General features: G+C 72.8%; 14 protein-coding genes and 2 tRNA genes. 7 read left to right on the forward strand and 9 right to left on the reverse strand.

Going from position 1 to position 12,549, the window contains the following annotated elements:
- Nucleotides 1-143: 143 nt before the first annotated feature.
- The 5 genes from LG324_RS08785 to orn all read right to left on the reverse strand — a co-directional run bounded on the left by LG324_RS08785 (nt 144) and on the right by orn (nt 2,777).
- Nucleotides 144-410, reverse strand: coding sequence for a hypothetical protein (locus tag LG324_RS08785; protein WP_404352968.1), 267 nt, complete (start codon nt 408-410; stop codon nt 144-146).
- Between the two features lie 452 nt (nt 411-862).
- Entirely contained in the window at nt 863-1,102 is a 240-nt protein-coding gene (locus tag LG324_RS08790; RefSeq protein ID WP_404352969.1) for a hypothetical protein, read from the reverse strand.
- Nucleotides 1,103-1,280: 178 nt separating this feature from the next.
- Nucleotides 1,281-1,733 (reverse strand): hypothetical protein, encoded by a 453-nt coding sequence (locus LG324_RS08795; protein WP_404352970.1) that lies wholly within the window; start codon nt 1,731-1,733, stop codon nt 1,281-1,283.
- Nucleotides 1,734-1,920: 187 nt separating this feature from the next.
- Nucleotides 1,921-1,996, reverse strand: a tRNA-His gene (locus LG324_RS08800).
- A gap of 103 nt (nt 1,997-2,099) precedes the next feature.
- The gene (orn, locus tag LG324_RS08805; RefSeq protein ID WP_051750328.1) at nt 2,100-2,777 is read right to left on the reverse strand and encodes an oligoribonuclease; all 678 of its coding nucleotides are present in this window, start codon (nt 2,775-2,777) and stop codon (nt 2,100-2,102) included.
- Between the two features lie 70 nt (nt 2,778-2,847).
- Here orn and LG324_RS08810 point away from each other — a divergent pair, with 70 nt between their 5' ends.
- The 5 genes from LG324_RS08810 to LG324_RS08830 all read left to right on the forward strand — a co-directional run bounded on the left by LG324_RS08810 (nt 2,848) and on the right by LG324_RS08830 (nt 7,362).
- Nucleotides 2,848-4,008, forward strand: coding sequence for a PrsW family intramembrane metalloprotease (locus LG324_RS08810; RefSeq protein WP_404352971.1), 1,161 nt, complete (start codon nt 2,848-2,850; stop codon nt 4,006-4,008).
- Nucleotides 4,009-4,015: 7 nt separating this feature from the next.
- Nucleotides 4,016-5,239: a M20 family metallopeptidase gene (locus tag LG324_RS08815; protein WP_404352972.1), complete on the forward strand. Its 1,224-nt coding sequence runs from the start codon at nt 4,016-4,018 to the stop codon at nt 5,237-5,239.
- Between the two features lie 720 nt (nt 5,240-5,959).
- A complete protein-coding gene (locus tag LG324_RS08820; protein ID WP_404352973.1) occupies nt 5,960-6,319 on the forward strand; it encodes a hypothetical protein in 360 nt (119 codons plus the stop codon).
- Nucleotides 6,297-6,728, forward strand: coding sequence for a DUF6584 family protein (locus LG324_RS08825; RefSeq protein ID WP_404352974.1), 432 nt, complete (start codon nt 6,297-6,299; stop codon nt 6,726-6,728). Before LG324_RS08820 ends, LG324_RS08825 begins: the two co-directional genes overlap by 23 nt.
- A 103-nt stretch (nt 6,729-6,831) precedes the next feature.
- A complete protein-coding gene (locus LG324_RS08830; RefSeq protein WP_404352975.1) occupies nt 6,832-7,362 on the forward strand; it encodes a hypothetical protein in 531 nt (176 codons plus the stop codon).
- Nucleotides 7,363-7,431: 69 nt separating this feature from the next.
- On the opposite strand, the gene LG324_RS08835 is transcribed toward LG324_RS08830, so the two are convergent.
- The 4 genes from LG324_RS08835 to thpR form a co-directional block, all read right to left on the reverse strand.
- A complete protein-coding gene (locus tag LG324_RS08835; protein WP_404352976.1) occupies nt 7,432-7,734 on the reverse strand; it encodes an addiction module antidote protein in 303 nt (100 codons plus the stop codon).
- Nucleotides 7,731-8,045, reverse strand: a complete 315-nt coding sequence (locus LG324_RS08840; RefSeq protein WP_404352977.1) for a type II toxin-antitoxin system RelE/ParE family toxin — start codon at nt 8,043-8,045, stop codon at nt 7,731-7,733. Before LG324_RS08840 ends, LG324_RS08835 begins: the two co-directional genes overlap by 4 nt.
- Before the next feature lie 116 nt (nt 8,046-8,161).
- Nucleotides 8,162-8,235, reverse strand: a tRNA-Arg gene (locus LG324_RS08845).
- Between the two features lie 199 nt (nt 8,236-8,434).
- Nucleotides 8,435-9,001, reverse strand: a complete 567-nt coding sequence (gene thpR, locus LG324_RS08850; RefSeq protein WP_404352978.1) for an RNA 2',3'-cyclic phosphodiesterase — start codon at nt 8,999-9,001, stop codon at nt 8,435-8,437.
- A 69-nt stretch (nt 9,002-9,070) separates the two neighbouring features.
- On the opposite strand from thpR, the gene LG324_RS08855 reads away from it, so the two are divergent.
- Together LG324_RS08855 and LG324_RS08860 are read left to right on the forward strand one after the other, a co-directional pair.
- The gene (locus LG324_RS08855; protein WP_404352979.1) at nt 9,071-10,777 is read left to right on the forward strand and encodes a dynamin family protein; all 1,707 of its coding nucleotides are present in this window, start codon (nt 9,071-9,073) and stop codon (nt 10,775-10,777) included.
- Complete coding sequence (locus LG324_RS08860) at nt 10,774-12,438, forward strand: GTPase (protein ID WP_051750327.1); 1,665 nt, start codon at nt 10,774-10,776, stop codon at nt 12,436-12,438. The genes LG324_RS08855 and LG324_RS08860 overlap by 4 nt, the downstream gene beginning before the upstream one ends.
- The last annotated feature ends 111 nt before the right edge of the window (nt 12,439-12,549 follow it).

Genomic DNA, 12,549 nt, shown 5'->3' on the forward strand with positions numbered 1-12,549 from the left:
GGAGCGCAATACAGGGCCACCAGCACCGGGTCCGCGCCCATCACCGTTCCGCGATGTGTCGACGGACCTCAGCAACCCCCGGTTCACACGCAGCCGAGAGCGACAGGGTGCCCACGCTGACTTCGGTCACACTCTGCAGGCGCTCAGCCGACTCTGCGTCGACGCGTCGGTGTCAGGCCACGCAGATCCCGCAGGAGTTCGGACGGGACCGAAGGGGGCGTCCTCACGGCATCGCGGGTTCGACCCGCGCGGATGGCCGCGATGTCCTCGGGGGTGAAGTAGATGCCGCGCGTCGAGTGGCGACGATGGTGGGGTACCACGCGGCGGCTGCACCTGTCGCGCAGCGTGTAGCGCGACCACCCCAAGAGGGCGGCCGCTTCGGCCATGTCGTCCTCGATGTCGTGGGTCATGCGCCGGACCGTTCGTGTGCGCGCCGCGTGCGCAGTCGCCCATGACGACGGGTCCACTCGTCCTGGTGGGACGAGGGGACCGTCATCGGTCAGGCGGCCAGCTCCTCGTCGTCGTCGTCGCTGACGAACGGCAGGGTCGCGTCGATGGCGTCGACATCGTCGACTGTCGAGTCCTCCGCAGCAGACACGACGCTGGCCACGCCGACCGTCATCAGCTCGTTCAGGTGGGCGTCGATGACCGCGACCGTCTCCTCCCCGACCTCAGGCGTGAGGTGGCCGTAGATGCGGGTGGTCGTGGCGGGGTCGGCGTGCCCGAGACGCCGCTGGACCCCAGCACCGGTCGTCCGGCGCTCAGCAGCCAGGCCGCGTGACTGTGCCGGAAGCCGTGCGGCCTGACCGGGGGCATCTCCTTCGGCAGGTCGACGCGCTGTGCCGGCGTGGCCGCGGCGCGCTCAGCCTTTGGCGTCGGGCGCCGAGGTTGTCTTGCGCTTGGTCAGCCTCTTCCAGGTCTTGTGGACGTGGATGTAGGCCGGGTCCAGGTCGGTTCCGTCGCCGGCGTGGAAGTCCTTGACCTGCAACGCCTTCGCCTCACCCCATCGCACGCCGGTGCCCAGCAGGAAGCGGACGAGTCGCTGCGAGCGGGGATCGAGCTGCTCGAGGAGGAAACGTGCCTGAGTGCGGCTCGGGAACACGCACTCCAGGTCCTCGACCTTCGCCAGGGTGAGGCCCGCGCTGCAGGAGCGGCGCCGGCGCTAAGTCGACCGCTGAGGAGAAGATCTGCGCCAGCAGGGCCTCGATGTTGCGGCGGGTCTTGTCGGCAATCGTGGCACCGGGGTCGTTCGCCTTGGGCATGCCTGCCGGCTCCTGCTTTCACGCCACCACGGTGGGGAAAGGCCACTCGCTGCCGTCTGCGAGAGGGAGCGAGTGCGTCTGCACCAGTGCGATGTCGATGTCGCCGAAGTACGGGAGGATGAAGCGCTCGATGTCCCGCAGGTAGCCGTCCTTGGTCACCTCGTTGGCCTGTGTCGTGTTTGTCACGTAGTGGGTCGCGAGCCACTTCAGCGTGATGCCGGTGAGTTCCGGTGCCCGTAGGGACCCTGCGAGCCTGGGGACCTCGGTCGGTGCTGTCGGGGCCGGCGTGCTGGCCGGGACGGCCTCCCGCGAGCTCGCCATCGCCGCGAGGACGACGGAGACACCGTGGGTGCGGCAGTGCGTGAGGACGGCGCGGGCCTCGGCCTCGGTGGCGAACGCCTCGTACTTCTTCTTGCCTGTCTCGCGCCGATAGACGCGGTGCTGGGTCTGGCTGCGCATCTCGTACCACATGGGTGGGTGCTCCTGCGGTGTCGTGCCGGTGGACACGGCGCACCGTGCGGGCGTGCAGGTTCCGCGGCACTCGCACATGAAGGCCGTCGGTCAGGGTCGGCGGCGTCGATGTGGTGACGACGAAGGCCCGGCGCCCCCTCTCTCGGGGGGCACCGGGCCCTCTTCACCGCTCTGACCTGCGGCTTCGTGGGGTGAGCGACGGGACTTGAACCCGCGACCCTCGCGACCACAACGCGATGCTCTACCAGCTGAGCTACGCCCACCACGACGGGATCCGGACCTGCGAAGAGGCCCCGTGAGCCCGTGGCGCAGCTATCGTACCGGGTCCGCGGGGGTGGTCGTGACCACCCCCGGGACCGGCGCCCCTCAGGCGTCCGACGCGGTGGCGCCGGGCGCCCCGCTCGCGGCCGACACCGGGGCGGAGTGGTCGACGACGTGCCGGGCCGCGAGCTCGCGCAGCTCCTCGCTCGAGCGACCGGGCGGGGCGACGAAGACCGCCTCCCGGTAGTAGCGCAGCTCGGCGATGGACTCGCGGATGTCGGCCAGCGCGCGGTGGCCGCCGCTCTTGGTCGGCGCCGAGAAGTAGGCCCGCGGGAACCAGCGTCGCGAGAGCTCCTTGATCGAGGACACGTCGATGATCCGGTAGTGCAGGTGCGACTCGAGCGCCGGCATGTCGCGGGCGAGGAAGGCGCGGTCGGTCGCGACCGTGTTGCCGCCCAACGGTGCCCGGCCCGGCTCGGGCACCCACTGGCGCACGTAGTCGAGGACCATCGCCTCGGCGTCCTCGAGGGAGACGCCCGCGGCGAGCTCGTCGAGGAGCCCGGAGGTGGTGTGCATCCCGCGCACGAAGTCGTTCATCTGCTCGAGGGCGGCGTCCGGGGGGCGCACGACGACGTCGACGCCGTCACCGAGGACGGTGAGGTCGAAGTCGGTGACGAGCGCCGCCACCTCGACGAGTGCGTCGGCCTCGAGGGACAGACCGGTCATCTCGCAGTCGATCCACACGATGCGGTCGGTGTGGGTGCGGTCGGTGGTGGCGGACATGCGGGCCATGCTAGGCCGACCCGACCGTGGTCAGGGCCCCGAACCCCGCATCCCCGCTAGGGTTCGGCGCATGAGCGAGGACCTGCGGGCGGCGCCGGTCGTCACGCGGCGCGAGGACCCGACGACCCGGTCGGCGCTGCGGTCCTGGGTCGTGGCGAGCGTCGCCGGCGTGGGCTTCCTCGTCGCCGCCCTCGTCGTGTCCGCCTACCTCGGAGCGACGTTCGGCGTCCAGACCGTGCTGCTGGCCCTCGCCGTCGCGGTCGTGCCGCTCGGCATCGTCATCCCGACCTTCCTCTGGCTGGACCGCTTCGAGTCCGAGCCGACGCGCTACCTCGTGGCCGCGTTCCTCTGGGGAGCGCTGGTGGCGACGCTCGTCGCGGCGGTGTTCAACACGAGTGCGATCGTGGTGCTGCGCAGCGCGACCGACCCCGACGCGGCCCTCGCGACGACGGCGGTGCTCGTCGCCCCGTTCGTCGAGGAGGCGCTCAAGGGGGCGTTCGTCCTGCTCGTGTGGTGGTTCCTGCGGCGCGAGTTCGACGGCGTGACCGACGGGATGGTCTACGCCGGCGTGACGGCCGCGGGGTTCGCCTTCACCGAGAACATCCAGTACCTCGCCCAGGCGTACACTGACGGCGGGCGCGAGGCGCTGACGGCGACGTTCGTCGCGCGCTGCCTGCTGTCGCCGTTCGCGCACCCCATGTTCACGATCCTCACCGGCGCCGGGATCGGGGTCGCCGCGACGAGCCGCTCGTGGGGGGTGCGGCTGCTGGCCCCCGTCGCGGGCTACCTCCTGGCGGTCGTCGCGCACGGGCTGTGGAACCTCGCGGCGGTCTCGGGCGGCGCCGGGCTCGTCACCGTCTACGTCCTCGTCGAGGTGCCGGTCTTCCTCGCCTACGTCGCGTTCGTCGTCTGGGCGAGACGCCGGGAGGGCCGCCTCATCGGGCAGTACCTGCGGCCGTACGCCGACGCGGGGTGGCTGACCCGGTCCGAGGTGTCGATGCTCTCGTCGATGACGCGTCGGCGCGAGGCCCGGCTGTGGGCGCGCGCCAACGCCGGGACGCGCGGCCTGTCGGCGATGCGCGCCTTCCAGGACACCGCGAGCGAGCTCGCGCTGCTGCGGCGCCGGATGCACCACGACGCCGCCGACGACCACGCCCTCGGGCAGGAGCGCGAGCTGCTCGGGGCGCTGACCGCGCGGCGCGGCGAGTTCGTCGGCACGGCCGGCTGGTGATGGCAGGGTGGGTCGGGTGACCGCCTCCCTCGACACCGCCCACCGCCTCGGACCGGACCTCGTCGCGCTGCGCCGCCGGCTGCACCGGATGCCGGAGATCGGGCTGCACCTGCCCGACACGCAGGCGGTCGTCCTCGAGGAGCTCGCCGGGCTGGACCTCGAGGTGACGACGGGCGAGGGGCTGTCGTCCGTCGTCGCCGTGCTGCGCGGGCGGGCGCCGCACGCGGGGGAGCGCCCGGTCGTGCTGCTGCGCGGCGACATGGACGCGCTGCCGGTCACCGAGGAGGTCGACGTCGACTACCGCTCCGAGCGGGTCGGGGCGATGCACGCCTGCGGCCACGACCTCCACGTCGCCGGGCTCGTGGGTGCGGCACGGGTGCTGCACGAGCTGCGCGACGAGCTCGTCGGCGACGTCGTCCTCATGTTCCAGCCCGCCGAGGAGGGTCCCGGCGGCGCGGAGCCGATGATCGCCGAGGGGCTGCTCGAGGCCGCGGGCCGTCGGGTCGACGCCGCCTACGCGGTGCACGTCTACTCGGCCGACCACCCGCGGGGCACGTGGTTCGGGCGGCCGGGGCCGCTCATGGCGGCCGCCGACGAGCTGTTCGTCGACGTCCGCGGCGTCGGCGGGCACGGGTCCGCCCCCGAGCGGGCCAAGGATCCGGTGCCGGTGGCCTGCGAGATCGTCCTCGCGTTCCAGAACGCGCTGACCCGGCAGTTCTCGATCTGGGACCCGGTGGTGCTCACCGTCGGCAAGGTCGCTGCCGGGACGAAGGACAACATCATCCCGGACGACGCCCGCATCGAGGCGACGCTGCGGACGTTCTCGGCGGAGCAGCGGGCCAAGGCGCACGCCGTCTTCTCGCGCCTGGCCGAGGGGGTCGCGGCCGCGCACGGGCTGCGGGCCGAGGTGACGATCGCCAACGGGTACCCCGTGACCGTCAACGACGAGACCGAGTTCGACGTCGCGCGTTCGGTGGTGCTCGACCTGTTCGGCGCCGACCGGTGGGCCGAGATGGCCAACCCCGAGGCGGGCTCGGAGGACATGTCGTTCGTCCTCGAGGAGGTCCCGGGCGCGTACCTCAACGTGTCGGCGTGCGCGCTCGAGGACCACACCCTCGCCGAGGACAACCACTCGCCGCGCGCCGCGTTCGACGACTCGGTCGTGCCCGACGTCGCCGCAGCCCTCGCCGAGATGGCGCTGCGGCGCTCGCGGATGCTCGCCCGGGGCTGACCCGCCGGACGGGTCGAGGTGAAACCCGACCAGCAGCCGGTCTCCTTCCACCTCGACCGCGCTGGGGTGTGCCGGGTCGAGGTGAAACCCGACCGTCAGCCGGTCTCATTTGACCTCGATGCGGATGATGGGCGCATCGGGTCGAGGTATCCCGCCGTGGTGAGGCATCGGCCGGATACCTCGACCCGTCGCTGGGGCGCCCCCGGCAGGTCCGCCGGAGGGCTCTCCGCTCCTTCGTCGCGGCGAGCCCTCCGGCTCCCGTCGTCCCGCCGGGGTCGCCCGCTCCGATGCGCTCCGCGCATCCGGACCGGTGCCCCCGGCAGGACTCGAACCTGCCGATCGGCCGTTTCCCCGCAGCCCGCTGATCTGGCAAAATAGGGCTCTGACCTGCGTGTTTGCCCTCCGCTGCGAGTGCTCACGAGAGGTCACAGATGACCACATCTAGTCACCGTTAGGGCACGTATAGGGCACGCCCGGGGGAGGGAGCGAAGGGTCACGACCGCACGCAAGAGGTCTCGTCGGGGGTTCGGCAAGGTACGCCGGCTGCCCTCGGGTCGCTTCCAGGCCTCTTACGCCGGCCCCGACCTGGCGCGCCACACGGCACCGGGCACTTTCGAGGCCAAGATCGACGCCGAGCACTGGCTGGCGGTCGAGCACCGACTGATCGAATCCGACCAGTGGGAGCCACCCAAGCGACGCGCGCTCGCCCTGCGCGGGGCCATGACGCTGCGCGAGTACGCGCCGGGGGCGATCGACCGGCGCCGGGTCCGCGGCGAGCCGCTGAGACCGCGCACCTGCGCCCTGTATGCCTCGCAGCTCGAGCGGCTCGTCTTCCCTACGTTCGGCGACGAGCCGCTGCGCAGCATCACCCGTGACGACGTCACTCGTTGGTACGACTTCCTCGGGCCGGCGCACCCCACCCAGCGAGCGCACGCCTACTCGCTGCTGCGGGCGATCATGGGCCAGGCCGTCACCGAGGGCCTCGTGGCGCACCCGGCGCGCAGGAACAGGCGGGAATCTGGTCGTGCGGACACTCCACAGCGGGCATTCTGGCCTCGTGGATGGGCTGGCGCGGGCTAAACGGGACCTGGAGGCTGGAGATGCCCGGAAAGCCCGTGACCGGCTTAAGGGGCTCGTCATCACGTATCCGCACGACCAAGAAGTACGCGCACTCCTGGCTGAGGCATACCGGCGCGACCGTCAGTGGCCCGAGGCTGGAAGGTGGGGGTACCTCGTCGGGCCTGCTGCGACGGCTGAGGAACGGTCGGCCTTTGAGCGCCACTCCGCGTTCGGCTGGCACACACGAATCACCGAGTCACGGCTTCGACGGCTCCTTCGAGTCGATGACTTGGCCGCCATCTCCGATGACGCAGGTCGCGCGATTCTGGTGGACCTGCCTCACCGACGTAATCCCGATCGCTCCGACGGGCCCTTCACGGCAGTCGCCCGTGCCTTCGCGATCGTGTTTGCCAAGCGGCCCCGACACTGAACCCCTTCACGCAGTGACAGGTAACCCAACGCACGGATCTGCCGCCCCTGGGGAGCTCCGGAAGCCGGCCCCGGGTGACCGTCGTTTGTTAGCGTCAAGACGCATGGAGGAGCTGGGGGAAGAGTGGCAGAAGCGGCTGCAGCGAGAGAGTGAGTTGCGCGCCAAGTGGCAGGCCGTCGCCTACCGACTGGTGGGGATGGGCGTCGCGGTCGACGACCGGCTCGCGTGGTGTTTGGCGGCTCTTGTCGGGCGCGACGCGGATGCGGTGAATGTTCTTTACTCGGGGATCACGTCGACCCTGAGCCCCGACAGGAAGCTGTCGCAGCTACGTGAACTCACAGCAGGAGATCCGTCGGCAGGGCCTCTGCTCGATGCGGCCTCGACCTCGATTCGCGTACGTAACCTCTTGGCCCACAGCACGATCGTCGGCCAGCCCACCCTTTCGTCCGTCAAGTTTGAGTCGACCTACCGCGGTCGGCGGACGGAGTGTCGGCTCTGGGATGTCGAAGCGTGGATCTTGGTACGAGGGCAAGAGCAGTTAATGGATGCGCTGTGGGCATTGGCCGTGAGGCAGCTAGACGCGCCGCTGGCTCTGTCGCTTCTTGGCTACTCCCCGGAGGAAGCATCGGGCTAGGCCCGTGGAGCGAGACAGGCCCTAGGTCCGGTCATGCCGCGGATGGTGCGACCGGTCAATGGTGTGCGCTTAGGCGATGGACTCGAAGTGAAGCCGTAACCCCAACGCCCGCGACACCTTGAGCACGGTCGCGAAGCTGGGGTTGCCGTCGGCAGACAGCGCCTTGTACAGACCTTCCCGGCTCATGCCGGCGCGACGCGCGAGTTCGCTGACGTTGCCGGAGCGGGCGATGGCTCCGAGCGCCTGGGTGATGAGGGCGGGGTCGTCGTCGCCCTCGTCGATGACCGCCTCGAGGTAGGCCGCGACGTCATCGAAGGTCGCCAGGTAGTCGGCAGCATCGAAGGGGGAGAAGGTCTCACTCGTGCCGGTCATCGTTCTCCTCCTGGTTTCGTTCTCCACTGTCGGGCGATCTCGTGCGCGTTTGCGATGTCGGCACTTTGTGATGACTTGTCCCCGCCGCAGAGCAGCAGGATCAGCCGGTCACCTTCATGCAGGTAGTAGACCCGGTAGCCCGGGCCGTAGTCGATGCGCAGCTCGGAGATGCCACCTCCGACCGGCTTCACGTCGCCGGGGTTGCCGGCGGCCAGTCGCTGGACGCGGACCAGGACCCGCGCGGCGGCCCTCCGGTCCTTCAGCTTGCGTAACCACCGATCGAACGTCGAAGACCTGACGACGTCGACCATGTGTCAACTGTAGTTCACAGTCTCCGAAGGAGGCAAGCGCGTCATCACGGCGCGGCTTAGGGCACGCTACGGAATGCGAAACCGTGTTTGTGCAGGTCAGGCCACGTTTTCGACGGCGCCCCCGGCAGGACTCGAACCTGCGACCTCGAGATTAGAAGGCTCTTGCTCTATCCAGCTGAGCTACGGGGGCCGGGCGCCGTCGAGGCGCCGGCCCACAGTGTAGGGACCGCCCCGGGGCGGAACCCCATCACCGACTTCTTGCGAGTTCCGCCGGTCGACGCGCCGTCCGCGCGGCGTGTCGGCGGCGGAACTCGCAAGAAGTGGGGAAGGAGACGCGGAGGACGACCGAGATGCCACGAGGACCGGAGCGGGCGGGGCGAAGCGGGCGGTCAGCCGGCGGTCGGGGCGCCGAGGGCGCACCGGGCCACGACCTCGTGCCGGGGCCGGTGGCCGCGCTCGGTCGGGAGGTGCGAGTGGACGACGACGACCTCGTCGGCGACCCACTGCGGCCCGCGGTAGGTGTCGAGGACGCGCAGCCAGCGCGTCGGGTCGACCGGCCGCGGGAAGCGCCCCAGCGTGAGGTGCGGCACGAAGGGACCGCCCTCGGGTGCAGCACCGACCACTGCGGCCGCGGAGCGCACGGCGCGCGACAGGGGCTCGAGCGAACCGCCGTCCTCCACACCGGTCCACAGCACGCGGGCGCGCGTCGGGTCGGGGAAGCACCCTCCGCCCGCCAGCCGCAACGACAGCGGGGAGCGCTCTGCCGCAACGGACTCCACCGCGTCGACGAGCGGTTCGAGCACGTGCGCGGGCATCCCGCCGGCGAACGCGAGCGTGAGGTGCCACTGGGCGGGCGACCCCCACCGGGGGCCCTCGACGTCACGGCGGGGCTCGAGGAAGGAGGCGAGGTCCTCGACGACCTCGGGGGGCGGCAGGACCGCGACGAAGACGCGCACGAGCGACATCATCGTCCGCGAGCACGGCGAATGGACGACCGGACACGGAAGCCTCTATAGGATTCGAGGGTGGGTGCGGACCGGGACGTGGAGGGCGTGGTCTCTGCCGTCGAGGGGCTGCGGGCCGCTGTCGACGCGGCGACGCTCCCGCTCGACGTCCCGGGGAGGGCCGAGGCCGAGGTCACGCGGCGGCAGCTGCTCGACCAGCTGGACGACTACGTGCTGCCCCGCCTGCGCTCGCTCGACGCCCCGCTGCTCGCCGTCGTCGGCGGCTCGACGGGCGCCGGGAAGTCCACGCTCGTCAACTCCGTCGTGGGCGAGGCGGTCAGCCGCTCCGGCGTGCTGCGGCCGACGACGACCTCGCCGGTGCTCGTCCACCACCCCGACGACGGACGTTGGTTCGAGGACGCCCGCGTCCTGCCGGGCCTCGCCCGGGTGACCGGCCACGACCCCGGAGAGGACCAGCCGGGCACCGTGCGCCTCGTCGCGTCGCCGGCGCTGCGGCCCGGTCTCGCGCTCCTGGATGCTCCCGACATCGACTCCGTCGTCTCGGCCAACCGCGAGCTCGCGACCCAGCTGCTCGGCGCGGCCGACCTGTGGCTGTTCGTCACGACGGCCGCGCGCTACGCGGACGCCGTGCCGTGGGACCTGCTGCGCACCGCGGCCGACCGCGGCACCGCCGTCGCCGTCGTGCTCGACCGGGTGCCGCCGGAGGCCGTCGACGAGATCCGGCCGCACCTCGCGTCGATGCTGCGCGACCAGGGCCTGCCGACCGCACCGGTGTTCACGGTCCCCGAGAGGCCCCTCGACGACGCCGGCCGCCTGCCCGCCGAGTCCTTCGCCCGCCTGCGCTCCTGGCTCGAGGCGCTCGCCGGTGACGCCCGGGCCCGCGACATCGTCGTGTCGCAGACGCTGCGCGGCGCCGTCGCCTCCCTCACCGGTCGCGCGGACGAGCTCGTGGCCGCGAGCCGCGAGCAGGACGCCGCCCGTGACGCCCTCGAGGCCGCCGCCGTCGACGCGTTCGGCGCCGGCCACCGCCGGGTCGCCGACGGGATGACCGACGGCACGCTGCTGCGCGGCGAGGTGCTGGCGCGCTGGCAGGAGTTCGTGGGCACGGGCGAGTTCTTCCGTCAGGTCGAGTCCACGGTCAGCCGCTGGCGCGACCGCATCACCGCCGCCGTCACCGGCCGCACCGCGCCGGCCGAGGGGCTGGGCGAGGCCCTGCACACGGGGGTCGCCGCGATGCTGCTCGCCAACCTCGAGTCGGCGCAGGCCGACACCGCCCGCACCTGGCGACGGTTGCCGGGCGGCCCGGCGGTCCTCGCCGACGTCCCTCCCGGGTCCAGCGCGGGCGGCGACGCCTCCGCCGTCGAGCGCCTCGTGCGCGACTGGCAGGGCGAGGTGCTCGAGCTCGTCCGCACCGAGGGCAAGGGCCGGCGCACCAACGCGCGGGTCGCGGCCTACGGCGTCAACGCGATCGGCCTGTTCCTCATGCTCGTCGCCTTCGCGCAGACCGGTGGCCTCGTCGGGGCCGAGATCGGGATCGCCGGGGGCACGTCGGTGCTGGCCCAGCGCGTGCTCGAGGCCATCTTCGGCGACCAGGCGGTGCGCGACATGGCGGCCAAGGCGCGCGCCCGGCTGCTCGAGCTCGCCGACGACCAGTTCGCGCAGGAGCGCGAGCGCTTCACCGCCGCTCTCACCGCGCACGCCGCGCCGGCCGGGCAGGCCGACGCCATCGCCGCGGCCGCGGCGCGCCTGCGGACGGCACGCCCGTGAGCCCCCTCCTCAAGGGCCGGGCGCACGGCGCCACGGTGTCGCCCGAGCGCCTCGCCGCCGCCTCCGACGCGCTGGCGGCGGCCGTCGACGCCGGTGGCCGCGAGCTGCCCGCGACCGAGTCCGCACGGGCGGCGCAGGTCGTCGCCAAGGTGGGGCAGCGCACGGGCATCGCGGGTGCCCACACGGTCGTCGCGCTGGCCGGCGCCACCGGCAGCGGCAAGTCCTCGCTCTTCAACGCGATCGTCGGCGCCGACGTCGCGACCGTCGGGGTGCGCCGCCCCACGACCTCGACCCCGACCGCCGCCGTGTGGGGCGACGAGCCCGCTGGGGAGCTGCTCGACTGGCTCGGCGTCGGCTCGCGCCACCTCGTCGAGGGGGAGGGGCCCGGCGGCCAGCTCGGCACGCTCGAGGGCCTCGTGCTCCTCGACCTCCCCGACGTCGACTCCCGCGAGAGCAGCAACCGCGACGAGGCCGCCCGGGTGCTCGAGCTCGTCGACCTCTTCGTCTGGGTCACCGACCCCCAGAAGTACGCCGACGCCCGCCTCCACGACGACCACGTCGCCGCGCTGGCGGCCCACGAGGCCGTGACGGTCGTCGTCCTCAACCAGGCCGACCGGCTCGCGGCCGAGGACGTCGCGCGCTGCCGCACCGACCTCGTGCGCCTCATGGAGCGCGACGGCGTGCCCGGCGCGACGGTGCTCGCCACCTCCGTGGCCAGCGGCGCCGGCCTCGACGAGCTGCGCCAGCGGCTGGCCAACGCCGTCGCGAGCCGGGCCACCGCCCGCGCCCGCCTCGCGGCCGACGTCCGCACGGTGGCCGGCTCCCTCGGGGGCGCCGTGGCCGACGCCGAGCCCGAGGTCGACGACGCGACCCGCGCCGAGCTGCTCGAGGCGCTGGCCCGGGCGGCGGGCGTGCCCACCGTCGTCGACGCCGTCGTCCGGGACTACCGGATGGAGGCCGCGTCCCGCACCGGGTGGCCGCTCAGCCGCTGGGTGCACCGGCTGCGGGCGCGGCCGCTGCGTCGGCTGCGGCTCGACGGCCGCGACGTGCGGGTCACCGAGTCCGACGTGCGCTCCGTGCTCGGCCGCTCGTCGCTGCCCCCGCCGACCCCGGCCGCCCGGGCCGCGGTCGCCCTCGCCACCCGTCGGGTCGCGGACCGCGCCGGCAGCGACCTGCCCGTGCCGTGGTCGGAGGCCGTCGAGCGCGCGGCCACGCCGGCCGGCCCCGAGATCGGTGACGCGCTCGACCAGGCCGTCGTCGGCACCTCGCTGCACGCCCGGCCCCCGGTCTGGTGGCGGGTCGTGGGCGTCCTGCAGTCGCTGCTGGCCGCGGCCGCCCTCGTGGGCCTGCTGTGGCTGTCCGCGTACGTCGTCGCCGGGTGGCTGCAGCTCGACACGGTCGTTCCCGACGTGCCGCGGGTCGGGGCGCTGCCGGTGCCGTTCCTCCTGCTCTTCGGAGGCCTGCTGCTCGGGCCGCTCCTCGCGCTGCTCGCGGCGTGGCTGGCGGCGGTGGGGGCCCGACGGCGGGGTGCGGTGATGGACGCGCGGCTGCGCGCGTCGATCGCGCGCGTCGCCGACGCCGAGGTCCTCGCCCCGGTGCGGCTGGTGCTCGAGCGCCACGCCGCGACCCGCACGGCCCTGCGCCGAGCCGCGGAGGTCTGAGCCGGCCTTCTCGCGGTCTCGGTGCCCCGGTGCCTCTCGGTCGGCGTCGTCCACAGGCGCGCCCGTTCACCACCGTCGTCCACAGATCGTGCGCGACCCGTTGTCGCCGTG

This window comes from Phycicoccus jejuensis, from assembly GCF_044797865.1.
Taxonomy (GTDB): domain Bacteria; phylum Actinomycetota; class Actinomycetes; order Actinomycetales; family Dermatophilaceae; genus Phycicoccus; species Phycicoccus jejuensis.

Excerpts from the sequence above, each read along its gene's own strand:
- LG324_RS08820 (WP_404352973.1), top strand. The coding sequence starts at position 5,960 with ATGACGCTGCGCGAGTACGCGCCGGGGGCGATCGACCGGCGCCGGGTC.
- LG324_RS08830 (WP_404352975.1), top strand. The coding sequence starts at position 6,832 with ATGGAGGAGCTGGGGGAAGAGTGGCAGAAGCGGCTGCAGCGAGAGAGT.
- LG324_RS08840 (WP_404352977.1), bottom strand. The coding sequence starts at position 8,045 with ATGGTCGACGTCGTCAGGTCTTCGACGTTCGATCGGTGGTTACGCAAG.
- LG324_RS08835 (WP_404352976.1), bottom strand. The coding sequence starts at position 7,734 with ATGACCGGCACGAGTGAGACCTTCTCCCCCTTCGATGCTGCCGACTAC.
- LG324_RS08795 (WP_404352970.1), bottom strand. The coding sequence starts at position 1,733 with ATGTGGTACGAGATGCGCAGCCAGACCCAGCACCGCGTCTATCGGCGC.
- LG324_RS08810 (WP_404352971.1), top strand. The coding sequence starts at position 2,848 with ATGAGCGAGGACCTGCGGGCGGCGCCGGTCGTCACGCGGCGCGAGGAC.
- orn (WP_051750328.1), bottom strand. The coding sequence starts at position 2,777 with ATGTCCGCCACCACCGACCGCACCCACACCGACCGCATCGTGTGGATC.
- LG324_RS08785 (WP_404352968.1), bottom strand. The coding sequence starts at position 410 with ATGACCCACGACATCGAGGACGACATGGCCGAAGCGGCCGCCCTCTTG.